This window comes from Streptomyces sp. NBC_01408 (assembly GCF_026340255.1).
Lineage (GTDB): Bacteria > Actinomycetota > Actinomycetes > Streptomycetales > Streptomycetaceae > Streptomyces.
The window spans coordinates 4,644,448-4,668,283 of sequence record NZ_JAPEPJ010000001.1; the positions used below are offsets into that span (position 1 = coordinate 4,644,448).

25 protein-coding genes are annotated in these 23,836 nt (G+C 72.3%); 15 read left to right on the forward strand and 10 right to left on the reverse strand.

Going from position 1 to position 23,836, the window contains the following annotated elements:
* Positions 1 to 61: 61 nt before the first annotated feature.
* From OG447_RS21120 to OG447_RS21135, 4 genes are all read left to right on the forward strand, one after another.
* Complete coding sequence (locus OG447_RS21120; RefSeq protein WP_266938396.1) at positions 62 to 1,477, forward strand: DUF6421 family protein; 1,416 nt, start codon at positions 62 to 64, stop codon at positions 1,475 to 1,477.
* A 26-nt stretch (positions 1,478 to 1,503) separates the two neighbouring features.
* Positions 1,504 to 2,271, forward strand: a complete 768-nt coding sequence (locus OG447_RS21125; protein WP_266938398.1) for an SDR family NAD(P)-dependent oxidoreductase — start codon at positions 1,504 to 1,506, stop codon at positions 2,269 to 2,271.
* Entirely contained in the window at positions 2,268 to 3,329 is a 1,062-nt protein-coding gene (locus OG447_RS21130) for a low specificity L-threonine aldolase (RefSeq protein ID WP_266938400.1), read from the forward strand. The genes OG447_RS21125 and OG447_RS21130 overlap by 4 nt, the downstream gene beginning before the upstream one ends.
* Before the next feature lie 81 nt (positions 3,330 to 3,410).
* Positions 3,411 to 4,013 carry a transglutaminase family protein gene (locus OG447_RS21135; protein ID WP_266938401.1) on the forward strand — a complete coding sequence of 201 codons (603 nt, stop codon included), beginning with the start codon at positions 3,411 to 3,413 and terminating at the stop codon, positions 4,011 to 4,013.
* On the opposite strand, the gene OG447_RS21140 is transcribed toward OG447_RS21135, so the two are convergent.
* Complete coding sequence (locus OG447_RS21140) at positions 3,949 to 5,184, reverse strand: MFS transporter (RefSeq protein ID WP_266938402.1); 1,236 nt, start codon at positions 5,182 to 5,184, stop codon at positions 3,949 to 3,951. The two genes, OG447_RS21135 and OG447_RS21140, sit on opposite strands and share 65 nt — an antisense overlap.
* 79 nt (positions 5,185 to 5,263) lie before the next feature.
* Here OG447_RS21140 and OG447_RS21145 point away from each other — a divergent pair, with 79 nt between their 5' ends.
* A complete protein-coding gene (locus OG447_RS21145; protein ID WP_266938403.1) occupies positions 5,264 to 5,815 on the forward strand; it encodes a CGNR zinc finger domain-containing protein in 552 nt (183 codons plus the stop codon).
* Between the two features lie 120 nt (positions 5,816 to 5,935).
* The gene (locus OG447_RS21150) at positions 5,936 to 7,138 is read left to right on the forward strand and encodes an alginate lyase family protein (protein ID WP_266938404.1); all 1,203 of its coding nucleotides are present in this window, start codon (positions 5,936 to 5,938) and stop codon (positions 7,136 to 7,138) included.
* A gap of 61 nt (positions 7,139 to 7,199) precedes the next feature.
* Here OG447_RS21150 and OG447_RS21155 read toward each other — a convergent pair whose 3' ends face one another.
* Positions 7,200 to 7,922 carry a 1-acyl-sn-glycerol-3-phosphate acyltransferase gene (locus OG447_RS21155; RefSeq protein ID WP_266938405.1) on the reverse strand — a complete coding sequence of 241 codons (723 nt, stop codon included), beginning with the start codon at positions 7,920 to 7,922 and terminating at the stop codon, positions 7,200 to 7,202.
* A 236-nt stretch (positions 7,923 to 8,158) separates the two neighbouring features.
* Here OG447_RS21155 and OG447_RS21160 point away from each other — a divergent pair, with 236 nt between their 5' ends.
* The 5 genes from OG447_RS21160 to OG447_RS21180 all read left to right on the forward strand — a co-directional run bounded on the left by OG447_RS21160 (position 8,159) and on the right by OG447_RS21180 (position 12,856).
* Positions 8,159 to 8,512, forward strand: coding sequence for a thioredoxin family protein (locus tag OG447_RS21160; protein WP_266938406.1), 354 nt, complete (start codon positions 8,159 to 8,161; stop codon positions 8,510 to 8,512).
* Between the two features lie 345 nt (positions 8,513 to 8,857).
* Complete coding sequence (locus OG447_RS21165; RefSeq protein ID WP_266938407.1) at positions 8,858 to 9,379, forward strand: flavin reductase family protein; 522 nt, start codon at positions 8,858 to 8,860, stop codon at positions 9,377 to 9,379.
* 201 nt (positions 9,380 to 9,580) lie between these two features.
* Positions 9,581 to 10,366 carry an electron transfer flavoprotein subunit beta/FixA family protein gene (locus tag OG447_RS21170; RefSeq protein ID WP_266938408.1) on the forward strand — a complete coding sequence of 262 codons (786 nt, stop codon included), beginning with the start codon at positions 9,581 to 9,583 and terminating at the stop codon, positions 10,364 to 10,366.
* A 57-nt stretch (positions 10,367 to 10,423) separates the two neighbouring features.
* Complete coding sequence (locus OG447_RS21175) at positions 10,424 to 11,398, forward strand: electron transfer flavoprotein subunit alpha/FixB family protein (RefSeq protein WP_266938409.1); 975 nt, start codon at positions 10,424 to 10,426, stop codon at positions 11,396 to 11,398.
* A gap of 159 nt (positions 11,399 to 11,557) precedes the next feature.
* Entirely contained in the window at positions 11,558 to 12,856 is a 1,299-nt protein-coding gene (locus tag OG447_RS21180) for an aldolase/citrate lyase family protein (protein ID WP_266938410.1), read from the forward strand.
* Between the two features lie 130 nt (positions 12,857 to 12,986).
* Here the strand turns inward: OG447_RS21180 and OG447_RS21185 are convergent, their stop codons facing one another.
* Positions 12,987 to 13,637, reverse strand: a complete 651-nt coding sequence (locus OG447_RS21185) for a DUF4360 domain-containing protein (RefSeq protein ID WP_266938411.1) — start codon at positions 13,635 to 13,637, stop codon at positions 12,987 to 12,989.
* A 188-nt stretch (positions 13,638 to 13,825) separates the two neighbouring features.
* Positions 13,826 to 14,812 carry a LacI family DNA-binding transcriptional regulator gene (locus OG447_RS21190; protein WP_266938967.1) on the reverse strand — a complete coding sequence of 329 codons (987 nt, stop codon included), beginning with the start codon at positions 14,810 to 14,812 and terminating at the stop codon, positions 13,826 to 13,828.
* A 190-nt stretch (positions 14,813 to 15,002) separates the two neighbouring features.
* Between OG447_RS21190 and OG447_RS21195 the strand changes: the two genes are divergently transcribed.
* On the forward strand, positions 15,003 to 16,040 hold the full coding sequence (locus OG447_RS21195; RefSeq protein WP_266938412.1) for an NUDIX hydrolase: 1,038 nt from the start codon (positions 15,003 to 15,005) through the stop codon (positions 16,038 to 16,040).
* 9 nt (positions 16,041 to 16,049) lie between these two features.
* On the opposite strand, the gene OG447_RS21200 is transcribed toward OG447_RS21195, so the two are convergent.
* Positions 16,050 to 16,748 (reverse strand): MBL fold metallo-hydrolase, encoded by a 699-nt coding sequence (locus OG447_RS21200; protein ID WP_266938413.1) that lies wholly within the window; start codon positions 16,746 to 16,748, stop codon positions 16,050 to 16,052.
* A 122-nt stretch (positions 16,749 to 16,870) separates the two neighbouring features.
* On the reverse strand, positions 16,871 to 18,235 hold the full coding sequence (locus tag OG447_RS21205; RefSeq protein WP_266938415.1) for a dipeptidase: 1,365 nt from the start codon (positions 18,233 to 18,235) through the stop codon (positions 16,871 to 16,873).
* 295 nt (positions 18,236 to 18,530) lie between these two features.
* Here OG447_RS21205 and OG447_RS21210 point away from each other — a divergent pair, with 295 nt between their 5' ends.
* Positions 18,531 to 19,730 carry a geranylgeranyl reductase family protein gene (locus OG447_RS21210; RefSeq protein WP_266938968.1) on the forward strand — a complete coding sequence of 400 codons (1,200 nt, stop codon included), beginning with the start codon at positions 18,531 to 18,533 and terminating at the stop codon, positions 19,728 to 19,730.
* A gap of 217 nt (positions 19,731 to 19,947) precedes the next feature.
* On the opposite strand, the gene OG447_RS21215 is transcribed toward OG447_RS21210, so the two are convergent.
* On the reverse strand, positions 19,948 to 20,406 hold the full coding sequence (locus OG447_RS21215) for a nitroreductase/quinone reductase family protein (protein ID WP_266938416.1): 459 nt from the start codon (positions 20,404 to 20,406) through the stop codon (positions 19,948 to 19,950).
* Between the two features lie 180 nt (positions 20,407 to 20,586).
* On the opposite strand from OG447_RS21215, the gene OG447_RS21220 reads away from it, so the two are divergent.
* Both OG447_RS21220 and OG447_RS21225 read left to right on the forward strand, forming a co-directional pair.
* On the forward strand, positions 20,587 to 21,285 hold the full coding sequence (locus OG447_RS21220) for a TetR/AcrR family transcriptional regulator (protein WP_266938417.1): 699 nt from the start codon (positions 20,587 to 20,589) through the stop codon (positions 21,283 to 21,285).
* 200 nt (positions 21,286 to 21,485) lie between these two features.
* Positions 21,486 to 22,487 (forward strand): spherulation-specific family 4 protein, encoded by a 1,002-nt coding sequence (locus OG447_RS21225; protein ID WP_266938418.1) that lies wholly within the window; start codon positions 21,486 to 21,488, stop codon positions 22,485 to 22,487.
* A gap of 22 nt (positions 22,488 to 22,509) precedes the next feature.
* Here the strand turns inward: OG447_RS21225 and OG447_RS21230 are convergent, their stop codons facing one another.
* The 3 genes from OG447_RS21230 to OG447_RS21240 form a co-directional block, all read right to left on the reverse strand.
* Positions 22,510 to 23,007: a hypothetical protein gene (locus OG447_RS21230; RefSeq protein WP_266938419.1), complete on the reverse strand. Its 498-nt coding sequence runs from the start codon at positions 23,005 to 23,007 to the stop codon at positions 22,510 to 22,512.
* A gap of 97 nt (positions 23,008 to 23,104) precedes the next feature.
* Positions 23,105 to 23,404, reverse strand: a complete 300-nt coding sequence (locus OG447_RS21235) for a hypothetical protein (RefSeq protein ID WP_266938420.1) — start codon at positions 23,402 to 23,404, stop codon at positions 23,105 to 23,107.
* A complete protein-coding gene (locus OG447_RS21240; RefSeq protein WP_266938421.1) occupies positions 23,401 to 23,676 on the reverse strand; it encodes a hypothetical protein in 276 nt (91 codons plus the stop codon). The genes OG447_RS21235 and OG447_RS21240 overlap by 4 nt, the downstream gene beginning before the upstream one ends.
* Positions 23,677 to 23,836: the final 160 nt, after the last annotated feature.

A 23,836-nucleotide genomic window follows, 5' to 3' on the forward strand; every position in this document is an offset into this window, starting at 1 on the left:
GTAGGAGAGCCTCACGCGCATACGCTGTCTTGACGTGAGGTTCTCCTGTGGAGGAAGTGACATGACGGAAATTCTTGTGCCGGGTCCCGGCGGTACCGCGATAGCCGCCGATGCGCGGGTGGTCGACCACCCGGCGTGGCCCGAGCTCAAGGCCGCCGTGGAGGAGATCCGCCCCTGGCAGGCCAAGGACGGCTCCATCGACTTCGAGGCGGAGGGCGCCCCCGCCCGGGCCGCCGCCGAGGCCGCCGTCGAGCGCGTGGTCGGCGCCGTCCAGGCGCTCTCCCCGCTGCTCCCGCACGCCACGGCCTACCACCAGGCCCTCGTCGGCGACCTGCGCAAGTGGGCCGCGGACGGTTTCGTGGTGCCGGACTTCCTCGACTCCCTGCTGGCCTTCCACCCGGCCGCCGAGCGCGCCGACGGTCTCCAGCACCTCGTGGTCTTCCCCATGTACACGCAGAACGGCAACCCGGACCGCAATCTGGAGGCCGTCGCGCTCAAGATGGTGTGGCCCGAGTGGCTCGCCGAGCTGGAGCGCACCCGGTACGACAACCCGCTCTTCCTCGGCATCACCTTCGAGGACTTCACCCCGGGCTACGACACCAACTCCGCCGTGCTCTTCCCGGAGACCATCGCGGTGCGCGAGGCCCCCGAGCGCTTCACCTGGGGCGGCATCTTCTGCGACCGCGAGGCCGCCCGCTACCGCAAGGTCACCGAGGCCGCCGTGGACATCCTGGGCATCGAGCTGCCCGAGGACATCGCCGCCATGGTCCAGGACCAGCAGCGCTGCGAGAAGGCATTCGTCCTGTGGGACATGGTCCACGACCGCACCCACAGCCACGGCGACCTGCCGTTCGACCCCTTCATGATCAAGCAGCGCCAGCCGTTCTGGATGTACGGGCTGGAGGAGCTGCGCTGCGACCTCACCGCCTTCAAGGAGGCCGTGAAGCTCGAGTCCGAGGGCAACGAGCACGGCCGCGACGTGCAGTACGCGGTCCTCTTCGACCGGATGTTCCGCTTCCCGGTCTCCGGCGACCGCAACCGCAACTACGACGGTCTCGGCGGCCAGCTCCTCTTCGCGTACCTCCACAAGCACGACGTCGTGCGCTGGACGGACAACAAGCTGAAGATCGACTGGATGCGCGCCCCGCAGGTCACCAACCAGCTGTGCGGCGAGATCGAGGACCTCTACCGGGCCGGCATCGACCGCCCGAAGCTCGTCCACTGGTTCAAGGCCTACGAGCTGGTCTCCACCTACCTCGCCCCGCACCCGGGCTCCAAGTGGGCCAAGGGCCCCGACGCCCTCGACATGACGCAGCCTCCGCGCAAGCTCGTGGACGACGTGCTTCCGGACGAGTTTCCGCTCAGCATGTTCTATGAGGCCCTCGCCAAGAAGCTCAAGGGCGTGATCGCCTCTACGAAGGGCATCACCGCCCGGAACGCGGAACACGCCGAGAACGCTGCGCGGGTCGCCGCGTGAGCACTCGCCCTCAGGAGGCTGCACAGATGAACGGCTCCGGGAACGGCAACGGCAACGGGAAGCTCCAGGGAGCGGTGGTCGCGGTGGCCGGGGCGGGCGGGCCCGCCGGCCGCGCCACCCTGCTCCGCCTCGCCGAGGCGGGTGCGGTGGTCGTGGCCTCCGACGCCGACCCGGCGCGGCTCGCGGAAGCCGTGGACGCGGCACGCTACGCCCACGGCGGCGCCACCATCACCGGTGACACCGTGGACCTGCTCGACCTGGACGCCACCAAGGCGTGGGCCGAGCAGACCGAGAAGGAGTTCGGCCACGTGGACGGCCTAGTCCACCTCGTCGGCGGCTGGCGCGGATCCACCACCTTCACCGACACCGACCTCGCGGACTGGGACTTCCTGGAGAAGCTCCTCATCCGCACCGTCCAGCACACCTCGCTCGCCTTCCACGACGGCCTGCTGCGCAGCGACCGCGGCCGCTACGTCCTGGTCAGCCAGTCCGGCGCGCACAAGCCGGTCGCCAACAACGCCGCGTACAACGCGGGCAAGGCGGCGGCCGAGGCCTGGACGCTGGCGCTCGCCGACTCCTTCCGCAAGGTGGGGGGCGATGAGGGTCCGGGCGCTGCGGCTGCGATCCTGGTCATCAAGGCACTGGTGCACGACGCGATGCGCGCCGAGCGTCCCAATGCGAAGTTCGCGGGCTTCACCGACGTCAAGGAGCTGGCCGAGGCCATCGCCGGAGTCTGGGAGCGGCCCGCCATCGATGTGAACGGAAAGCGTCTGTGGCTCACTCCGCAACCGTGAGAACCGATGCGCGCCGCCACCACGACCCGGCGGTACGCGGTTTCGCGAGCGACAACTACGCGGGGGTGCATCCGGAGATCCTGGAGGCCATCGCGCTCGCCAACGGCGGCCACCAGGTCGCCTACGGTGACGACGAGTACACCGAACACCTGCAGAAGGTCTTCCGCAGCCACTTCGGACCGTACGCGCAGGCCTTCCCGGTCTTCAACGGAACCGGCGCCAACGTCACGGCCCTCCAGGCCCTGACCGACCGCTGGGGCGCCGTGATCTGCGCCGAGTCGGCGCACATCAACGTCGACGAGGGCGGTGCGCCGGAGCGGATGGCGGGCCTGAAGCTGCTCACCGTCCCGACGCCGGACGGCAAGCTCACCCCGGAGCTCATCGACCGCCAGGCCTGGGGCTGGGAGGACGAGCACCGGGCGATGCCCCAGGTCGTCTCGATCACCCAGAACACCGAGCTGGGCACCGTGTACACCCCGGACGAGATCCGGGCCATCTGCGAGCACGCGCACGGCAAGGGCATGAAGGTCCACCTGGACGGCGCCCGGATAGCCAACGCCGCGGCCTCGCTCGACGTGCCGATGCGGACCTTCACCAACACGGTCGGCGTGGACGTGCTGTCGTACGGCGGCACCAAGAACGGCATGATGTTCGGCGAGGCCGTGGTGGTGCTCAATCCGGACGCGGTCCGGCAGATGAAGCACATCCGCAAGATGTCGATGCAGCTCGCGTCCAAGATGCGGTTCGTGTCGGTGCAGCTGGAGGCGCTGCTCGCCAAGGACCTGTGGCTGCGCAACGCCCGGCACTCCAACGCGATGGCGCAGCGGCTGGCCGCGGGCGTCCGCGAGACGGACGGGGTGGAGATCCTCTACCCGGTGCAGGCCAACGCGGTGTTCGCGCGGCTGCCGCACGAGGTGTCGCTGCGGCTGCAGAAGCGCTACCGCTTCTACTTCTGGGACGAGACCGCCGGTGACGTCCGCTGGATGTGCGGCTTCGACACCCAGGAGGAGGACGTGGACGGCTTCCTCCAGGCGCTGAAGGAAGAGCTGGCGCGCTGAGCCGTGGCCGTCCCGGCCGGGACGGCGCCACACCATAATTCGATAGTCATGCGTATCGTCGTATAGGTATGCTCCTGGATCATGGAACTGATCCAGGAGCAGCCCGACCTCGCCGCCTATCTGGCGGCCGACGACGCCATCGACCACGGCCACCCGCTCGTACGCGAAACCGCCGACGCCCTCTGGACCGCCACGGGCGCCGACGCGCATGCGTACGCCGAGGTGGCCTTCGAGTTCGTCCGCGACACCGTCCCGCACTCGGCGGACTCCGGCGACCCGCGCGTCAGCTGGCGCGCCTCCGACGTGCTCGCCACGCGCAACGGCATCTGCTACGCCAAGTCCCACGCGCTGGCCGCCCTGCTGCGCGCCCAGGGCATTCCGGCCGCCCTCTGCTACCAGCTCCTCGCGGACGACGACGGATCGAACCCCGTGGTCCACGGGCTGATCGCCCTGCGGCTGCCCGGCCGGACGCAGTGGTTCCGCCAGGACCCGCGGGGCAACAAGCCCGGCGTGGACGCGCAGTTCAGCCTCGACTGCGAGCAACTGGCCTTCCCCGTGCGCCCGGAGCTCGGCGAAGTCGACTACCCCGAGCTGCACGCCGCCCCGCACCCGGCCACGCTCAAGGCCCTCCGGGACTCCGCCGACCGGCCGGAGCTGTGGCGCAGGCTTCCGACGTCCCTGTAGCCGCCTGTGGAGCGGCGCCCCGTACGGTCACCAGCGCGTGCAGCAGGGCCGCGGCGAGCTGGAGTCCGGCGATCCCGGCCAGCAGGGTCCGTGCGGGCGCGTCGGCCGCGAACCCCACCAGGGCCGCCCCGGCCGCCGCCGCCGTCAGCTTGAGCCCCGCGCCCAGGGTGAACACCTGCGTGCGCGCGCCCGTCGGCGCGTGCTCCGAGCGGATCCGGAGCGTGGCCGTCAGCAGTGGCCCGTCGCACACCCCCGCCACCGCGAACAGCGCCGCCATGACGGCCACGGACGGCGCGAGGGCCGCCGCGGCCAGGGCGGCCCCGGTCCCGGTCAGCGCCCATCGGGCGAGGCGCCCCGACTCCACCGAGGTCAGCCGGCCCAGCGTCAGGGAACCCGTCAGCGCGCCCACCGCGAAGGCCGTCACCAGTATGCCCCCGGCCCCCGGGCTGCCGAGCCCGGCCGCCAGCAGCACCGAGGTGGTGGTGAGCGAGCCGATGCCGACGAACGCCAGGGTCGTGGCCGAGGTGACGGCCCGCAGCTCCCGGACCCGCCACAGGGCCACGAGCCCGGCGGTGATCCCCGTCCCGGGTGCGCCACGGAGCGGGCCCGCGTCCTGCCCCTCGTACGGAAGGCCCGCCGCCAGCACCGCCGCGAGCGCGCCGGAGGCCGCCAGGGCCGCCATCGCGGGTGCGGCCGAGGCCAGGGCCGTGACCAGGCTGACCACCGCCGGTGCGGTGACCGCCGCGGCGTTGTAGGTGGAGGCGTCCCAGCCGTAGGCCCGGTCCCGCCCCGCACCCGCCGGCACCAGGCCGGAGACCAGGCTGGACAGTCCGCCGGTGACCATCGGCCCGCAGGTGCCGCCGCACACCGCCACCGCGATCACCACCGCGACCGGCGCCCGGCCCAGCAGCAGCGACAGCGCCGCCACCGCCGCCGTGAACCCGGCCAGGGCGCCGACGTGGAAGAGCCGGGGCCGACGGGTACGGGCCGCGGCGGCGCCCGCGAGCGGGGCCGCCAGCACGTGCGGGGCCAGCCAGGCCGTCAGCACGAACGCGCCGTGCGCCGCGCTCCCGGTGCGCTCCAGGGCGAGCAGCACCAGCGCCATGCCCATGCCCTCGGAGGCGAAGCGCGCGGCCAGCGCCGCCGCCAGGTACCGCCACAACCCGCGCATCCCGCACCCCCGCCATTGTGTAACGTGATAGCCGGGCAAGACGTTACGTGATGCGGGTGTAGGGCGAAAGGATCCAGGCATGGCGGACTCCGGACCGGGCTTCTCGGCCCCCCAGCGCCTGATCGACCTCGCCGAGGCGGTGCGCGCGGACCCCGGCCTGCCGCGCGCGGGCCTCGCGGCGCTGCTGGCCCGGCACGGGGAGCGCCCGGGCGACCTCACCGAGGAGGCCTTCGGCGAGGCGGACGCCGCCGAACTGCGCGCCGCGGCCAGGCGGATGGCGGGGGTGCTCGCCGAGCCGGACGAGGACCGGGCCGCCGAGGCCCTCAACGCGCTCTTCGTGCAGTGCGCCACCAGGCCCCGGCTGACCCGGCACGACGGCCACCCCTGGCACCTGCACGTGGACCGGGGCGACGGGGCGGGCTGGGGTGACTGGTTCCTCGCGACCGGCGCCCTCGCACTGGCCCAGCTCCTCACCGAGCACGGGCGGATCGCGTGGGGGGCCTGCGCCGCCGAGGGGTGCGGGCGGCTCTTCCTCGCCACCGGGCCGGGCAGCGCCCGCCGCTACTGCTCCAGCACGTGCTCAAGCCGCTCGCGGGTGGCCGCCCACCGCCGCCGCAAGCGCGAAGCCTGACCGGAGGGGCGCGGGGCGCGGCAGTGTGACAGGAAACTTTCTTGTCAGACATCGTTGTCGACTTGGCATGGGCATGAGTATCTTCAGCCCACCGGAACCCCTCCGACCGGAAGGCCCCCCATGCGTTTCGGACTCCCCGCCGGGATCGCCGCACTGGCCCTCGGCTTACTGGTGGCGGTGGTTCCCGCCCCCACCGTCGCGGCGCCCCCGGCCCCCGCAGCCCCCGCCGCCCCCGCCCAGTTCACCCACCCCGGAGTACTCAGCAGCCGAGCACAGCTGGACTTCGTACGGGCCAAGGTGCAGGCGGGCCAGCAGCCCTGGAAACCGGCGTTCGACGCCATGCTCGCGAGCAGCTACGCATCGCTGTCCCGTACGCCCAAGCCGCGCACCGTCGTGGAGTGCGGCTCCGGTTCGAACCCGAACCACGGCTGCACGGACGAGCGTCAGGACGCCGTCGCCGCCTATACCCAGGCGCTCGCCTGGTACATCACCAGGGACGCCAAGTACGCGAAGAAGTCCATCGAGCTGATGGACGCCTGGTCCGCGACGATCAAGGACCACACCAACAGCAACGCACCCCTGCAGAGCGGCTGGGCCGGCTCGACCTGGCCGCGCGCCGCCGAGATCATCAAGCACACCTATACCGGCGGCTGGGCGAACCGCGACCGCTTCGCGACCATGCTGCGAGAGGTCTACCTGCCCGAGGTGATCAACGGGAGGCCGAACAGCAACGGCAACTGGGAACTGATCATGATGGACGCCGCCGTCGGCATCTCGGTCCATCTCGACGACCGGGCGAGCTACGACAAGGCGATGGGCATCTACCTCGGCCGCGTCCCCGCCTACTTCTACCTGGCGTCCGACGGCGCGCAGCCCGCCTACCCGCCGCGCTCCCACATCGACACCCGGAGCGAGCTGGTCACCTACTGGCACGGACAGACGACCTTCGTGGACGGCCTCGCCCAGGAGACCTGCCGGGACTTCGGCCACACCGGCTGGGGGATCGCGGCGGCCACGCACGTCGCCGAGACCTCGCGGATCCAGGGCCGCGACCTGTACCCGCAGTTCAAGGACCGGTTCCGGCACGCGCTGGGCTTCCACGCCACGTACGAACTCGGCGCGCCCGCGCCGTCCTGGCTCTGCGGCGGAAGCCCCGCCAAGGGCATCGGCCCGGTGACCGAGGTCGGCTACAACGCCCTGCACACCCGGCTCGGCGTCACCATGGACAACACGCGCAGGCTCACCGAGGGACGGCGCCCCGCGGGCGCCGACAACTACTTCGTGGCGTGGGAGACCCTGACCCACGCCGACAACCCCAACTGAGCGGCCCGGCCACAGCGCGGCCCCGTCCCCCAGGGGACGGGGCCGCGCTCCGACGTCCGGCTCAGCCGGCTTCCTTGACCTCGGCCGCCGTCGGCGCGGTACCGCCCAGGTGGGCCGGCAGCCACCAGGAGTCCTCGGCGCCCTTGGGCTTGTCCGGGTAGGCGCGCTGCGCCGAGTCGAGCAGCTCCTGCACGCGCTCGCGCAGGCGGCGCGTGATGGCGCCCGCGAACTGGTCCGCCGGGGCCTCCAGGGGCTCGCCCACCCGCATCGTCACCGGGATGTGGCTGCGCTTGAGGTTCTTCGGGCGGCCCTTGGTCCACAGCCGCTGGGTGCCCCACAGGGCCACCGGGATCAGCGGGACGCCGGCCTCCTGGGCCATGCGCGCCGCACCCGACTTGAAGCTCTTGAGCGTGAACGACTGGGAGATCGTGGCCTCCGGGAACACCCCGATGATCTCGCCCGCCCGCAGCGAGTCCAGGGCGTGCTGGTACGCCGTCTCACCCTGCTTGCGGTCCACCGGGATGTGCTTCATGGCGCGCATCAGCGGGCCGGACACCTTGTGCCGGAACACCGACTCCTTCGCCATGAAACGCACCAGGCGCTTCTGCGGCCGCGCCGTCAGTCCGGCGAAGATGAAGTCGAGGTAGCCGATGTGGTTCGACACCAGGACCGCACCGCCCGTGCGGGGGATGTTCTCGGTTCCCTTCATGTCGATACGGATGTCCAGTGCACGGAACAGACCGTGCGCGGCGCTGATCACCGGGGGGTAGACGAGCTCAGCCATGCTGGGGAGACCCCGCTTTCTGCCTGGGGAGGTGCTCCCGGACGGAAGTTACGGAAGCGTAGGTACGCGACCATGGGGATCGTGCCCCATACGCGGGCTGCTGGCCAGCCCAGACGCCCGCGCCCAGGGAGATTCTCGTCACGCAGGGAATGCGGGGCAACCACGGGGCGCTCCGAACAGGGGTACCCCCGGCGACGGCGGGGGGAACGGACACGTACGGGGGACGACGGATCCACGTGACGACGCAGACGGGAGCGCCGGTGCCGGGGCAGGCGGACGGGCAGGTCCGGCTGGGCGCCGCGGAGCTGGGCGCGGAGCCGGGCGAGCGGGCCAGCCTGGTGCAGTTCTCCAGCGCCTTCTGCCAGCCCTGCCGGGCCACCCGGCGGATCCTCGCCGAGGTCGCCGCGATGGTGGACGGGGTCGCGCACATCGAGATCGACGCCGAACGCCACCTCGGCCTCGTACGGGCCCTCGGGATCGAGAAGACCCCGACCGTGCTCGTCCTGGACGCGGCGGGCCGGATCGTCCAGCGGGCCGCCGGGATGCCCCGCAAGGCGGACGTGATCGCCGCCCTGGGCGCAGCGGTGTGACGGGCCGTCCGTCGGGCCGTCCGTCGGAACGGGCGGCGCGCGGAACGGTCCGCCCGCTCGGGGTCCCGTACGCCCCCGGGCGCCGGAGTCCGCGCCGCGCGGGCGTCCCGGAGCGCCCGTACGCACCTCCGCACGCAGCGTGACGCACCTGACATCTGGCCTTTCTCGCTTGACTGTGTACATGGGAAATCGCCAGGCTGGCGCCATGCGGTATGAACTCCTGCTCCATGGACGGGTCCACGTGGACCTCGTCCGACACGCGAGCGCGCGCTGTCCGGGTCACTGAAGGCCCGACCCGTGATCCCACCAGTGCCCGCGTTCCCCGTGGCAGAAGGAAGCCCCCTCATGACCGCCCCGACGGCCCAGTACTCCCGATCCAGCGTCGGCCGGCCCGGCACGCCCGAACTGCTGCGCTCCGTGTTCCGCCGGCACGCCGCCGGGGTCGCGGTGATCACCGCCGCGGACGGCGGCCGGCCGGTGGGCTTCACCGCCACCTCGCTCAACTCGGTCTCCGCGGACCCTCCGATGCTGTCCTTCACCATCGGGACCGGGTCCTCCAGCTGGCCCGCGATCCGTGATTCCGAGTACCTCGGCGTCCACATACTCGGCGAGCACCAGCAGGAGCTGGCGGGCCTGTTCGCCCGCAGCGGCGCCGACCGCTTCGGCCCGGCCACCGGCTGGAGCGCCGGCCCCCACGGGGTCCCGGTGCTGGACGGCGTACTGGCGTGGCTGGTGTGCCGGGCGGTGGCGCGGGTGCCCGCGGGTGAGCACCGGGTGATCATCGGTGAGGCCGTCGCGGGGGATCCCGCGGGGGAGGGCCGGCCCCTGCTGTACCACCAGGGGCGCTTCAACGCGTTGCGCGACTGAATCGTGCCTGCTGGGGCGGGTTCGTCCGGCGTTGGCAAGGTCACAGTTCACCGGCCTTGCACCTGGGTGGGACCCACTGTGTACTGACGAGTAACATTCCCTTCGGAGCGCGGGCCGCCCCGACCGGGATCCGCCCGACAAGGCGCCTATGCTGCCTGCACAAGGCGGTACCAGAAATGACGATGCGGTAGGAGAGCCGGCGTGAGCCTGAGGATCGTTGTCTGTGTGAAGTACGTGCCCGACGCCACCGGCGACCGGCAGTTCACCGAGGACTTGACCGTCAACCGTGACGACGTCGACGGCCTGCTGTCGGAGCTCGACGAGTACGCCGTCGAGCAGGCGCTGCAGATTGCCGATGAGGCCGACGACGCGGAGATCACCGTCCTGACGGTGGGCCCCGAGGACGCCAAGGACGCGCTGCGCAAGGCGCTGTCGATGGGCGCCGACAAGGCCATCCACGTCGAGGACGACGACCTGCACGGCACCGACGTCATGGGCACCTCGCTGGTGCTCGCCAAGGCGATCGAGAAGGCCGGCTACGACCTGGTCATCACCGGCATGGCCTCGACCGACGGCACCATGGGCGTGCTCCCGGCGATCCTGGCCGAGCGCCTGGGCGTCCCGCAGGTCACCCTGCTCTCCGAGGTCAAGGTCGAGGACGGCACCGTGACCGGCCGCCGCGACGGCGACACCGCGAGCGAGCGGCTCGAGGCCTCCCTCCCCGCGCTCGTCTCGGTGACGGACCAGTCGGGCGAGGCCCGCTACCCGTCCTTCAAGGGCATCATGGCCGCCAAGAAGAAGCCGGTTCAGTCCTGGGACCTGGAGGAGCTGGAGATCGAGTCCGACGAGGTCGGCCTGGAAGGCTCCTGGACCGCGGTCGACTCCGCGGCGCAGCGCCCGGCCCGCACCGCCGGCACGATCGTCAAGGACGAGGGCGAGGGCGGCAAGGCGCTGGCCGAGTTCCTGGCCAGCCAGAAGTTCATCTAAGAACTTCGGTTCCCCTCTTAGCCCCCAGACACTTCGCAATCGCAGGAGAGCAGTCCCATGGCTGAAGTTCTCGTCTACGTCGACCACGTGGACGGCGCCGTCCGCAAGCCCACCCTCGAGCTGCTGACGCTGGCCCGCCGCATCGGCGAGCCCGTCGCCGTCGCCCTGGGCGCCGGCGCGGCCGACACCGCCGCGGTCCTCGCCGAGCACGGCGCGGTCAAGGTCCTCACCGCCGACGCCCCCGAGTTCACCGAGTACCTCGTCGTACCGAAGGTGGACGCACTCCAGGCCGCCTACGAGGCCGTGTCCGCCGGTGGCTCCCTCGCCGCCGTGCTCGTCCCGTCCTCCGCCGAGGGCAAGGAGATCGCCGCCCGCCTGGCGCTGCGCATCGGCTCCGGCATCATCACCGACGCCACCGACATCGAGGCGGGTGACGAGGGCCCGGTCGCGACGCAGGCCGCCTTCGCCGCCTCCTTCACCACCAAGTCCCGTGTCTCCAAGGGCACCCCGGTCATCACCGTCAAGCCGAACTCGGCCCCGGTGGAGGCCGCCCCGGCCGCGGGTGCCGTCGAGGCCCTCGCCGTCACCTTCGGCGCCCTGGCGACCGGCACCAAGGTCGTCTCCCGCACCCCGCGCGAGTCGACCGGCCGCCCCGAGCTGACCGAGGCCGCGATCGTGGTCTCCGGCGGCCGCGGCGTCAACGGTGCCGAGAACTTCCACATCATCGAGGACCTCGCGGACTCCCTCGGTGCCGCCGTCGGCGCCTCCCGTGCCGCCGTCGACGCCGGCTGGTACCCGCACTCCAACCAGGTCGGCCAGACCGGCAAGTCGGTCTCCCCGCAGCTGTACATCGCCTCGGGCATCTCGGGCGCCATCCAGCACCGGGCCGGCATGCAGACCTCGAAGACCATCGTGGCCGTCAACAAGGACGCCGAGGCCCCGATCTTCGACCTGGTCGACTACGGCGTGGTCGGCGACCTCTTCGCGGTCGTCCCGCAGCTGACCGAGGAGATCAAGGCGCGCAAGGGCTAGTCCCTGACCTGCGCAGATACTGAGGCCCGGGGCCGCGTGGTGACACTCACCACGCGGCCCCGGGCTGTTTCCTGCAACCATTGACTAGACAATGACCCATGACTAAATTCTGCTATGCGGATCTAAGATTCCGTGAAGCGGAAAAGAGGAGAGTGCACGATGGGTCAGCAGGAAAAGGTGGCGACGAGCCTCGCAGGCGCGGTCAGCGAGGGCATCAGCGCTTCCCTGGCGCCGGTGGACGCGGAACTCGCGCGCCACTACCCGGGCGACCCCGGCACCCGTCAGCCCATCCACACGGTCTACGTGCCCGGTGACGTCTTCGCCGCCGACACCATCCGCTCCTGGGGCGACCAGGCCCTCGCGGCCCTCGACGAGCACGCCCCGGACGCCGCCACCTTCGCCAAGGTGCTCGGCATCTCCGACGAGCTGGCCGTACCGGTCTACGACCGTGTCCGCGCCAAGCTGGCCAGCGAGCCCATCGAGGACCTCCGCGTCGACTTCGAGGACGGCTTCGGCGTCCGCTCCGACGAGGAGGAGGACCAGGCCGCGGCCCGCGCCGCCCGCCTCGTATCGGAGGCGTTCTCCAACGGCACGAACGCCCCGTACATGGGCATCCGCATGAAGTGCATGGAGTCCAACGTCCGCGACCGCGGCATCCGCACCACCGACATCTTCCTCTCCGGCCTGCTGGCGAACGGCGGCCTGCCCGAGGGCCTCGTCCTCACCCTGCCGAAGGTCACCTACGCCGAGCAGGTCACCGCCTTCGTGAAGCTGCTGGAAGCCTTCGAGACCGCCCGGGGCCTGCGCCCCGGCCGGATCGGCTTCGAGATCCAGATCGAGACCAGCCAGTCCATCGTCGCCTCCGACGGCACCGCCACCGTCGCCCGCATGATCGAGGCCTCGAAGGGCCGCGCCACCGGCCTGCACTACGGGACCTTCGACTACAGCGCCTGCGTCGGCGTCTCTGCCGCCTACCAGTCGAGCGACCACCCCGCCGCCGACCACGCCAAGGCGATCATGCAGGTTGCGGCCGCCGGGACCGGCGTGCGCGTCTCCGACGGCTCCACGAACGTCCTGCCCATCGGCACCACCGAGCACGTCCACGAGGCCTGGAAGCTCCACTACGGCCTCACCCGGCGCGCCCTGGCCCGTGCGTACTACCAGGGCTGGGACATGCACCCGGCGCACCTGCCGACCCGCTACGCGGCCGTCTTCGTCTTCTACCGCGAGGGCCTCGAGACGGCCGCCGCGCGCCTGAAGGCGTACGTCGCCAAGATCGAGGGCGACGTGATGGACGAGCCGGCCACCGCCAAGGCGCTGGCCGGCTACCTGGTCCGCGGCCTGGACTGCGGCGCGGTCGGCGCCGAGGAGGTCACCGCCCTGACCGGCCTGACCCGCGCCGAGCTGGACGCCTTCGCGATCCCGCGCCGCTCGGCCACGCTGACGGCCACCGCGTAACCCGCCGGGGCCCGGCCCCGCGCGTTCTCGCACCCGTAGCACCCGTAGCACCCGTAGGGCGTACGCCCCGCCACGCGGCGGGGCGTACGCCCTACGGTCGTACAGCGGCCGGCGGTCCGGCGCGCCCGGCTCAGCGGACCGGGCATTCCTTCCAGGCGAAGTGGTACAGGCTGCTGAAGCTGCCGTCCGTCGAGTCGAGCGCCATGAGGCTGGTCTTCGTGGCGTCGGAGGTCCCGACCTCCGCGCGCAGCTCGGTGTTGATGTTGAAGTTCCGCTTCTCCCCGCAGGGCGCGAAGACCAGGGCCTCGATCCCCGTGGTGTCGGTCGCCTGCCAGTTGTCGTCGAGCGCCCCCTGGAACCGGTGCGTCCGGTAGGCGGTCTGGCTCATGCCCTGGAAGTAGTAGCTGGCCTTCTGCGTGCCGACGGCGCCCTCCTGCAGGTTGCCGAAGCCCCGGTAGTCGACCTGGCTGACCGCGTACGTGTAGCCCTGCGGGACGTTCACGACCAGGGACAGCTGGCAGTTCTTGCGGCCCTCGACCGTGGCCACGTTGCCGCCGGCCTGCGCGATGTACTCGCTGTAGGTCACCGTGAAGGCCGTGTTGTCCGGTGAGACGGCGACCGCCGCGCTGCCGGGGCGGCAGCCGGAGCCGTTGACGGTGGCGACGTCCACCGTGATCTGTCCGGGGGGCGCGGGCGCCGGAGCGGCGGCTCCGGCCGGCGGTGCGAACGCGGTGACCAGCAGGACCGTCGCCGATCCGGTGAGAAGCACCGGCTTGAACATGGGGGATCCCTTTCTCGGACTGGCGGGCCCCGCGTGATGTGGGGCCCGTGCCGCCCCCGGCCGTGCGTGGGACGCGCACCGGAGGGACGGGATTCAGCCTGTGAGAAGGGCGGCGTGCGCGCACCCGAGGGTGGGCCGTCTGGCGCAGCGGACGGCCGGGGTGGGCCGTGTCCGGGGAGACCGCGCGATCAGCCCGCGGGCGGGAACTCCCCCGAGCCGCGCGGGATCAGTCGCGTCGGGAGTTCGATCCGCGCCGGCGGGAGGTCGGCCCCCGCGAGCCGCTGGAAGAGCCGGTCCGTGGCCACCCGGCCCAGCGCCGCCGCGTCCTGGGCGACCACCGTGACCCCCGGACGCAGCAGGTCCGCCAGCTCGAAGTCGTCGAAGCCGACCAGGGCCACCGGGCGCTCCCGCGCGGCCAGCACCCGTACGACCGTGACCGTCACCCGGTTGTTGCCGGCGAAGACCGCCGTGACCGGCTCCGGGCCCGACAGCATCTCCACGGCCGCCGCCGAGACCCGCCCGGGGTCCGTCGAGCCGAGGGACACCCAGGATCCGGCCACCGGCAGGCCCGCGTCCGCCATCGCCGCGCGGTAGCCGCGCAGCCGCTCCGTCGCCGTGTGGATGCGGGGGTGGTCGCCGATGAAGCCGATCCGGCGGTGGCCGCCGGCGATCAGGTGGGCGACCCCGTCACGGGCGCCGCCGAAACTGTCCGACAGCACCACGTCGGCCTCGATCCGGCCGGCCGGGCGGTCCACGAACACCGTGGCCACGCCCGCCCTCATCTCCGGCTCCAGGTAACGGTGGTCGTCCCCGGCCGGGATCACGATCAGCCCGTCCACCCGGCGCGCGCACAGCGCCAGCGCCAACTCCCGCTCCCGGTCCGGGTCCTCGGCACTGGAGCCGTTGATGAGCAGCGCCCCGTGCGCCCGCGCCACCTCCTCGACCGCCCGGTTCAGCGGACCGTAGAAGGGGTCGGCGAGATCCTCAAGGACCAGGCCCACGGTGGCGGTACGGCCCTTGCGCAGCACGCGGGCGCTGTCGTTGCGGCGGAACCCGAGGGCCTCGATGGCCTCCTGGACCCGCTTCTCCGTGTCGGGAGTGACCCCCGGCTCGCCGTTGACCACCCGCGACACCGTCTTCAGGCCCACACCGGCCCGGGCCGCCACGTCCTTCATGGTCGGCCGGTTGCCGTAGCGGTGCTCGGACGGGCGGCGGCTGTGAGGCACGGCGGGGAAACCTCCGGAGATAACGTGACACGGCTCTGACCTTGAGGATAAGCACTCGGCTGATAGTTGGGTTTCCGTGGCAGGGTGGGGCGGGCAAGCCATTGGGGGCTCCGGACGAGCCATGGGGAGAGGGGTAGACGTGATTCTCTGGATCAACGGCACATTCGGCGCCGGGAAGACCAGCACGGCCCGCGAACTGATCGGACTCATTCCGGACAGCACCCTGTTCGACCCGGAGCTCATCGGTGACGCGCTGCGCGGACTGCTTCCGCGCAAACGGCTCGCGGAGGTCAGCGACTACCAGGACCTGCCGAGTTGGCGGCGTCTGGTGGTGGACACCGCCGCGGCGCTGCTCGCCGAGGTCGGCGGGGTGCTCGTCGTGCCGATGACCCTGCTCAGGCAGGAGTACCGGGACGAGATCTTCGGCGGGCTGGCGGCCCGTCGGATAGCCGTGCGGCACGTGCTGCTGACCCCGGCGGAAACGATCCTGCGGCAGCGGATCGCGACACGGGAGGAACCGGGCGCTCCCGAGGACGTGGACCTCCGGGTGCGCCAGTGGGCCTACGACCACATCCCGGCCTACCAGCAGGCCCTCGGCTGGCTCACCGCCGACGCACACGCCATCGACAACGGCGCGCTGACCGTGCGCGAGACGGCGGAGCGGATCGCCGAAGCCGTCCGCACCGAGCAGGCCGGGGTCTGCGACATCGTGCAGACCCCGGAACCGACGCGGGAGACGGTGGCAGCCGGGGTCCTCCTCTTCGACGAGCAGGACCGGGTGCTCCTGGTGGATCCGACGTACAAGCCGGACTGGGAGTTCCCGGGCGGGGTCGTCGAAGCGGGCGAGGCACCCGCGCGGGCCGGCGTACGGGAGGTCGCGGAGGAACTGGGCCTCGTACTGGACCGGACCCCCGACCTGCTCGTGGTCGACTGGGAAGCCCCGCAGCCGCCCGGCTACGGGGGACTGCGCCTGCTCTTCGACGGCGGCCGCCTCCCGGACACGGCGGCGGCCCGGCTCCGGCTCCCCGGCCCCGAACTGCGCGCCTGGCGCTTCGTCACGGAGGCCGAGGCCGCCACCCTCCTCCCGCGCCACCGCTACGAACGCCTGCGCTGGGCCCTGCGCGCCCGCGAGCGCGGCCGGCCCCTGTACCTGGAGGCGGGCAGCCCGGTCGGCTGAAGCACGGGCTCAGGGAGCGGTGTCCGCCGCGACCTTCGCGAGCGCGGCGGCCGTGTCCGCCGTCAGGGGGTCGCCGTGGCCGAAGCAGGCGACGGCGGGCGCCAGCGCCGCCAGCCGCCGGAAGGAGTCCACCGCCCCGGCCCGGTCCACGTTGAAGACGCCCAGCATCAGCGGGCCGACGGCGGCGACGCAGTCCCCGGTGAACAGCACGCCGTGGTGCGGGAGGTGGACGCCGATGCTGCCGTCGGTGTGGCCCGGGGCGTGCACCACGTACGCCCCGTCCCCGAAGCCCAGCGCCTCCCCGTCCTCCACCTCCTGGTCGACCGGGGTGGGCGGGGCCTCGGGGACCACCGTCAGGGCGTGCTGGTACAGCGGGACCTCCCAGTCCAGCAGCACCGGTTCGGGCACGGGCCGCTCGCCACGGATCACGGGCGCGTCCAGCCGGTGGGCCAGTACGCGCGCGCCCCAGCGGGCGGCGAGCTCACCGGCCGCGCCGATGTGGTCGCCGTGGCAGTGCGTCAGGACGATCCGCTCCAGCCTCTCGGGCTCCAGCCCGAGGAAACGTATCGCCCCCTCGATCTCGGAGGCGGACTCGGCGTTGCCCGCGTCGATCAGGGTGAGGGCTTCGCCGTCCTGCCAGAGATAGGCCTGGCCGATGGGGAAGCGGAGCATGTGGAGCCGGTTCGGGAGTACTTCGACAAGATCCATGCGGCGAACCTACGCACGGCCGGACACCTGGTGCACGGGACTTCGCCGGGAGCGCGGTACGCCCAGAGCGCACTGCGCCCTGGGCGTACACACGACCGCAGCAGGCGGTCGGCGGCGGGTGGTCAGCCGCGCTTGGACTCCGCGTAGTTGACGAGGAAGACCGCCTCCACCACCGACAGGCGCTCCAGCTCCTCCGGGGACACGCTCTCGTTCACCGCGTGGATCTGCGCCTCCGGCTCGCTGAGCCCGATGAGCAGAATCTCCGCCTCCGGGTACAGCGACGTCAGCGTGTTGCACAGCGGGATCGATCCGCCCATGCCGCTGATCTGCATCTCCTGACCGGGGTACGCCACCTGCATGGCCGCCGCCATCGACGCGTACGCCGGGCTGGCCGTGTCCGCCTGGAAGGGCTGGCCGCGGCCCACGACTTCGAGCTCCAGCCGCGCCTTCCACGGGGTGTGTGCCACCAGGTGCGCCTCCAGCAGCTTGATGGCCTCCAGGGTGTCCACGCCCGGCGGCACCCGCAGGCTGATCAGCGCGCCGGCGCTCGCGTGCACGGACGGGGTGGCCCCTATCACCGGCGGGCAGTCGATGCCCAGCACGGTCACCGCCGGGCGGGCCCACAGCCGGTCCGCGACCGTGCCCTCGCCGATCAGCTCGACCCCCTCCAGCACCCGCGCGTCGGCGCGGAAGTCGGCCTCCGGGTACTGGAGGCCCTCCCACACCGCGTCCGAGGCCAGCCCGTCGACCGTCGTCGAACCGTCCGCCGCGCGCAGCGAGTCCAGTACGCGGATCAGCGCGGCCAGCGCGTCGGGGGCGACGCCGCCGAACAAGCCGTTGTGGAGGTTGCCGCCCAGCGTGTCGATCCTCACCTTGAGCAGGGCCATCCCGCGCAGGCTGGCCGTCACCGTCGGCAGGCCCAGACGGAAGTTGCCCGCGTCGCCGATCACGATGGTGTCGGCGGCCAGCAGCTCGGGGTGCGCCTCCGCGTACTGCTGGAGACCTCCGGTGCCCTGCTCCTCGGAGCCCTCGACGATCACCTTCACGCTCACCGGCACACCGCCGTTGGCCTTCAGCGCGCGCAACGCCAGCAGGTGCATGATGAACCCGCCCTTGCAGTCGGCCGAACCGCGCCCGTACCAGCGGCCGTCGCGCTCCGTCAGCTCGAACGCGGGGGAGATCCAGGCGGTATCGTCCAGCGGCGGCTGCACGTCGTAGTGCGCGTAGAGCAGCACGGTCGGCGCGCCCTGCGGGCCGGGCAGGAAGCCGTACACCGACTGGGTGCCGTCGGGGGTGTCGAGCAGCGCCACGTCCTGGAATCCCTCGACGCGCAGAGCGTCGGCCACCCAGTTCGCCGCGGCTTCGCTCTCGCTCTTGGGGAACTGTGCCCAGTCTGCGACCGACTGGAAGGCCACCAGCTCGGTCAGCTCCCGCTTGGCGCGGGGCATCAACGAGGCGATGGTCTCGGCGATCGGATTCTGGGACATGGGCACGCTCCTCTTGGGTGCGACGTTGTCGTATGTGTACGCCGCCCGCATCCGCGTGGTGCGCGTATGCCGGGTACGGCGAAGTCAGCCCCGATCCTCGCACAGCAGGACGAGGCGGACTCGCGCGTAGGATTTCCCCGGCATCGGAGCAACGGGTGATCAGGAGCAGCAGCACATCGTGAGCAGCGACGACGACGGACGCGACGCAGGTGCAGGCGCGGGCGCAGGTGCAGGCGAAGGCGCAGCGGGGGCCGAGCAGGGTGCGGGCGACGGGACGGCCGGGGGGACCGGCGAGGTGTGGGACGTGGTCGTGGTCGGGGCCGGGCCGGCCGGTGCCTCGGCCGCCCACGCGGCGGCGACGGCGGGGCGGCGCGTACTGCTGCTGGAGAAGGCCGCACTGCCCCGCTACAAGACCTGCGGCGGCGGCATCATCGGCCCCTCGCGCGACGCCCTGCCGCCGGGCTTCGCGCTGCCCCTGAAGGACCGCATCCACGCGGTCAGCTTCTCGCTGAACGGCAGGCTGACCCGGACCAGGCGCTCGAAGCAGATGCTCTTCGGGCTCATCAACCGGGCGGAATTCGACGCCGGGCTGGTCGCCGAGGCCGAGAAGGCCGGCGCTATCGTGCGCACCGGCACGGCCGTGGCCCGGGTCGAGCAGCACGGAGCGGCCGTGCCCGACCGGCGCACCGTCGCCGTGGTGCTCGCCGACGGGGAGACCGTCCTGGCCCGCGCGGTGGTCGGCGCGGACGGCAGCGCCAGCCGGATCGGCGCGCACGTCGGCGTCCAGATGGACCAGGTGGACCTCGGACTGGAGGCGGAAATCCCGGTTCCGGCGACGGTCTCGGAGGACTGGAAGGGGCGGGTGCTCATCGACTGGGGCCCGCTGCCCGGCAGTTACGGCTGGGTCTTCCCCAAGGGCGATACCCTGACCGTCGGCGTCATCTCGGCGAAGGGCGAGGGCGCGGCGACCAAGCGCTACCTGGACGACTTCATCGCCCGGCTCGGCCTCGCCGGCTTCGAACCGTCGGTCTCCTCCGGGCACCTGACCCGCTGCCGCAAGCCCGATTCCCCGCTCTCGCGCGGCCGGGTACTCGTCGCGGGCGACGCGGCGGGACTGCTGGAGCCGTGGACGCGCGAGGGCATCTCCTTCGCGCTGCGCTCCGGGCGGCTCGCGGGGGAGTGGGCCGTGAAGATCTCCGAGGCGCAGGACGCGGTGGACGCGCGCCGCCAGGCGCTCAACTACGCCTTCGCCGTCAAGTCGGGGCTGGGGGTGGAGATGGCCGTGGGCAAGCGCATGCTGACGGTCTTCGAGAGCAGGCCGGGGATGCTGCACGCGGCGATCACCGGCCTGCGTCCGGCGTGGCTGGCCTTCGCGCAGATCACCCGCGGCGGGGCGACGCTGGCCGACCTGGTGCGTACGTATCCGCTGGCCCGCAAGGCGCTGCACGTGCTGGACGCCCGGCAGGCGGGCCGGTCCGGGCGCCGCGAGGTCTGAGAGCGCGGACGGGGCGGACGCCGCGAGGTCTGAGAGCGTGGACGGGGCGGACGCCGCGAGGCCTGAGAGCGTGGACGGGGCGGACGCGTCGGACGGGAGAGCCGGCGGACACCTCGGACGCCTCGGACGCGTCGGATGTGGGGTGGGGCGGACGAAGCGGCCGGGGTGGACGAGGAACGGGCGGACGGAGCCCGTCCCGGCGTGAGGCCGGGGCGGGTCACCGGTCCACCGTGATCCGGAAGACGGGGTGGTCGGCGGCGGCCGCCCGGAGCTCCGCGTCGGAGGACTTCGCCGTGACCCCCTGGAAGAACCGGTTGACCTCCCAGCCCCACTTCTCCAGGTAGGCGCGCAGGATGGCGGCCTGCTGCACCGGGTCGGTGACCTCGACGGCGGAGAAGGGGCGCACCTTGCGTCCCACACGCAGCTCACCGCCGCCCGCGATGCGCATGTTGCGGACCCACTGGGAGTGGCCGCGGGCCGAGACGAGGTACTGGGATCCCTCGTACGAGTGGGGGTTGACCGGGATCCGCTGCATCTCGCCGGACTTGCGGCCGCGGACCGACAGCTCGGCCGTGCCGGCCAGGCTGATGCCGAGCCGGGCCAGCTTCCCCAGGAGCGCGTTGAAGCGGACGCCGAAGGGGCTGGCCTGGACGTAGTACGGGGTGGGCGCGTTCATGGTGGCCTCCGAAGCTGGTTTCCCGAGAATCTGCCGGTTTCCCGAGAGTCTGAGAGAGCACTGCTCTCGCTTGAGAACAGTGTGCGCGGATCGATGCACCAAAACAAGAGCAGTGCTCTCGTAATAGAGCGGCGATCCGTTTCTTGGGCAGTGCTCCGTAGGCGTGGCACACTGACGCGCATGAACACCGTGCGAGGGGCCAGGGAGCGGGCCCGCATCGAGGTCACCGCCGCGATCAAGGACGAGGCACGCCGCAGGCTCGCGGCCGAGGGGGCCGCCAAACTCTCCCTGCGTGCCGTCGCCCGCGAACTGGGCATGGTCTCCTCCGCCCTCTACCGCTACTTCCCCAGCCGTGACGAGCTGCTCACCGCGCTCATCATCGACGCGTACGACAGCGTCGGCGCGGCCGCCGAGCAGGCCGACGCCCGCGCCCTCGCCGCCGGGGCCCAGCCCCGTGCCCGCTGGATCGCGGTCTGCGAGGCCGTCCGCGACTGGGCGCTGGAGCACCCGCACGAGTACGCCCTCATCTACGGTTCCCCCGTTCCCGGCTACAGCGCACCCATGGACACCGTCGGCCCCGCCTCCCGGGTCGGCAACGCCCTCATCGCCGTCCTCCGCGCCGCCTACGAGGGCCGCGGCCTGGCCCTGCCGCCCCTGCCCGCCGCCCTGCGCCCGGAAGCGGCCCGGATGACCGCCGATTTCGCCGAAGGCCTGCCCCCGGAGGTCACGGCCGCGCTGGTTGCCGCCTGGGCGCAGCTGGTCGGCCTCGTCTCCTTCGAACTGTTCGGCCAGTTCGACCGGGTCGTCGAGGACCGCCCGGCCTTCTTCACGCACGCCGTCGGGCAGTTGGCCCACGCCGTCGGGCTGCCCGCCGTATGACGTCGGCGCGCGCCCGGTCTTGACGGAGGATCGCACGCCCGGGCCGAGGGCCACACGCCCGGGCCGAGCACCGCACGCCCGGGCGGGGGACAGTGCGGACGACTGTTCTTCATATCAATGCGAGCGGTTCTGACTTGAACGAACGGCCGCCCGTCTAATGTTCCTCGGGTCGCCCCCCTGCCGCCGCCGAAGGAACGTTCATGCGCCGCGCCGTGAAGGCCCTGTACGCCGTCCTGGTCACCGCCTTACTGGCCGCGCCGGCGCCCGCCCTCACGGCGTCGGCGCGTTCCGAGGGCCCGGCGCGGGCCGCCGACGCCCCACGCTCCGCACGGCCGACGGCCCCGGCCGAGCCCATAGCCCCCGCCCCGGCCCCCACCGCGCCCCCCACCCCCCGGATACCCGGTGTGCGAGGGCTGGAGATCGGCGTCCCCGCCTACGTCTGGGCGAACGACCGCGTGCTGAGCGACCTCACGGCGACCGGTCCGGCCGCCTCGGTCGTCGTCCTCAACCCCGGCAACGGCGACTCCCCGTTCGACGCCCCCTGGCAGGCCCGCGCCGACGCCCTGCGCGGCGGCACCACTACCACCGGCGAGAAGACCAAGGTCCTCGGCTACGTCCACACCGACCACGGCAACCGCGACCCGGCCGCCGTCAGGGCCTCCGTCGACAACTACCTCAAGACCCCCGACGGCCGGCTCCACGTCGACGGCATCTTCTTCGACGTGGTCAGCCGCGACTGCGGCCCCGGCAACGCCACCCGAGACCTCTACGCGGACCTGCGCCGCTACGTCCAGGACACCATGCACGCCACCGACCCCGCCGCCCCCGACCTGGTCGTCAACAACCCGGGCACCGCCATCGCCGACTGCTACCTGGAACCGGGCCGCCGGACCGCCGACGTCTTCGTCACCTACGAGGACACCTACGCGGCCTACGTCTCCGGAGGCTGGCTGGGCGGCAACGTCTTCGACCACCTCACCGGATACCGCGCCGGAACCGAACTAGACCCGAGCGGCACGGCGTTCTGGCACCTGGTCCACGGGGTCCCCGACGACGAGGCGATGCGGACGACCCTGCGCACCGCCTTCGACCGCGGGGCGGGCTACGCCTACGCGACCGGCGCGGCCATGCCCAACCCCTGGAACACGGCCCCGGCCTGGAAGTACCACCCGCAGACCACGTACGCCGCCACCCTCGGCTGAGAGGACGCCCGACCGGGTCCGGTCAGCGGTAGTCGTCGGGGTGGCCCTGCATCCAGGTGTTGATCTTGTCGCGGGTGCCGATCAGTGCGGTCTGGTGCTTCTTCAGGTTCTCGAAGGAGCGGTCGCCGCCGAGTTTCCCGTCGAGCTCGGCGATCAGGCCGATCGGCTCCGGGAAGTGGCCGGGCCCCTTGGGGTCGGCCTTCATGGCGCGGTCCAGGCGGTGGAGTTCGTCGTGGACCCGCCCCAGGAAGTACGCGCAGTTGCCCGGGGTGCATGCATCGTCCAGCGTCGCCTGGAGCCCTGCGAACGCGTCCCGGACCTTCTCGGGCGGCAGGTTCTCGGGATCGGGCAGGGCACCCGAGGGCGACGGCGAGGACGACGGCGCGGATCCGGCCGAGACCGAGGAGGCGGAGGAGGCGGACGTGGCAGGCGGCGCGGCCGGCTCCGCGTCGCAGGACACCGTGAACGCCGCCAGGGCGACGGCGAGGACCGCCGCGCTCCGGGCCGTGGAAAAGGACATCGACTACCCCCGTGATCGCTGAGACGGCCGACCTTACCGAGGGCCCGCCGATGGCGGCACCCGGGGGCGCCCCCGGCCCGGACCGGTTCGTCTCCCGCTACCGGAACCGCTCGACAGGCGTGCGCCGGCCGGCCCGGAACTCGATCAGGGCGGCACTGATGTCGAGCGCCGAGCCAAAGAAGAGCACCGACCGGTCGGCCGCCACGAGGATCGTCCCACCGCCCCGCACGCGGTGCACGACAGCCACCGCACCGTCCTCGGGCAGCAGTACGTGACCGATCTCGGCGTCCGCAGCGATGCGGCGGTACAGCGCCTCGCCGAACTCGATGAGGCGCCACTGATCCGGCGTGGGCGCCACGGCGTCCGCGGCCTTCCCCGCGCGCTGCTCCTCCCTCATCCCGCTGCCCCGTCACCGTCGTAGACCGCCGCGAGCTCCGCGATCAGGTCCGCGTCGCGCATCCCGGGCAGGGCGTACCCCTCGGCCTCGTCCCACGGGACGTCGAGGTCGTCCATGTGCACGCGCCACTCGGCATCCGGCATGGCCCGGCGCAACTCCGTCACGGAATCCAGCACATGGGCGATCACCGGCATCAGACGACCGGAATCGAGTGGCATCTTGGTGGACCCGGCGACGATCTCCTCCGGCCCGGCCGCACGCCGGTCGTACACGTACAGGCATTTCCTCGTCTTCGTACGGAAACGACGCCATGTGGGCGGCGACGACGCGCGCGACGCAGGCCGACTCGGCCCCGGTCAGCGGTGTCGTGCGGTGCGCGCTGTAGTAGAGGGAGACGCTCATGCCGGAAGCGTACGACGGGGGCGTGACACC

Bases quoted from the DNA above. Each gene is read 5' to 3' on its own strand.
- OG447_RS21125 (WP_266938398.1), top strand. From the start codon at position 1,504: ATGAACGGCTCCGGGAACGGCAACGGCAACGGGAAGCTCCAGGGAGCG.
- OG447_RS21155 (WP_266938405.1), bottom strand. From the start codon at position 7,922: ATGGCTGAGCTCGTCTACCCCCCGGTGATCAGCGCCGCGCACGGTCTG.
- OG447_RS21175 (WP_266938409.1), top strand. From the start codon at position 10,424: ATGGCTGAAGTTCTCGTCTACGTCGACCACGTGGACGGCGCCGTCCGC.
- OG447_RS21150 (WP_266938404.1), top strand. From the start codon at position 5,936: ATGCGTTTCGGACTCCCCGCCGGGATCGCCGCACTGGCCCTCGGCTTA.
- OG447_RS21145 (WP_266938403.1), top strand. From the start codon at position 5,264: ATGGCGGACTCCGGACCGGGCTTCTCGGCCCCCCAGCGCCTGATCGAC.
- OG447_RS21225 (WP_266938418.1), top strand. From the start codon at position 21,486: ATGCGCCGCGCCGTGAAGGCCCTGTACGCCGTCCTGGTCACCGCCTTA.
- OG447_RS21135 (WP_266938401.1), top strand. From the start codon at position 3,411: ATGGAACTGATCCAGGAGCAGCCCGACCTCGCCGCCTATCTGGCGGCC.
- OG447_RS21165 (WP_266938407.1), top strand. From the start codon at position 8,858: ATGACCGCCCCGACGGCCCAGTACTCCCGATCCAGCGTCGGCCGGCCC.
- OG447_RS21185 (WP_266938411.1), bottom strand. From the start codon at position 13,637: ATGTTCAAGCCGGTGCTTCTCACCGGATCGGCGACGGTCCTGCTGGTC.
- OG447_RS21190 (WP_266938967.1), bottom strand. From the start codon at position 14,812: ATGAAGGACGTGGCGGCCCGGGCCGGTGTGGGCCTGAAGACGGTGTCG.
- OG447_RS21215 (WP_266938416.1), bottom strand. From the start codon at position 20,406: ATGAACGCGCCCACCCCGTACTACGTCCAGGCCAGCCCCTTCGGCGTC.
- OG447_RS21230 (WP_266938419.1), bottom strand. From the start codon at position 23,007: ATGTCCTTTTCCACGGCCCGGAGCGCGGCGGTCCTCGCCGTCGCCCTG.
- OG447_RS21205 (WP_266938415.1), bottom strand. From the start codon at position 18,235: ATGTCCCAGAATCCGATCGCCGAGACCATCGCCTCGTTGATGCCCCGC.
- OG447_RS21220 (WP_266938417.1), top strand. From the start codon at position 20,587: ATGAACACCGTGCGAGGGGCCAGGGAGCGGGCCCGCATCGAGGTCACC.
- OG447_RS21180 (WP_266938410.1), top strand. From the start codon at position 11,558: ATGGGTCAGCAGGAAAAGGTGGCGACGAGCCTCGCAGGCGCGGTCAGC.
- OG447_RS21235 (WP_266938420.1), bottom strand. From the start codon at position 23,404: ATGAGGGAGGAGCAGCGCGCGGGGAAGGCCGCGGACGCCGTGGCGCCC.
- OG447_RS21200 (WP_266938413.1), bottom strand. From the start codon at position 16,748: ATGGATCTTGTCGAAGTACTCCCGAACCGGCTCCACATGCTCCGCTTC.
- OG447_RS21140 (WP_266938402.1), bottom strand. From the start codon at position 5,184: ATGCGCGGGTTGTGGCGGTACCTGGCGGCGGCGCTGGCCGCGCGCTTC.
- OG447_RS21120 (WP_266938396.1), top strand. From the start codon at position 62: ATGACGGAAATTCTTGTGCCGGGTCCCGGCGGTACCGCGATAGCCGCC.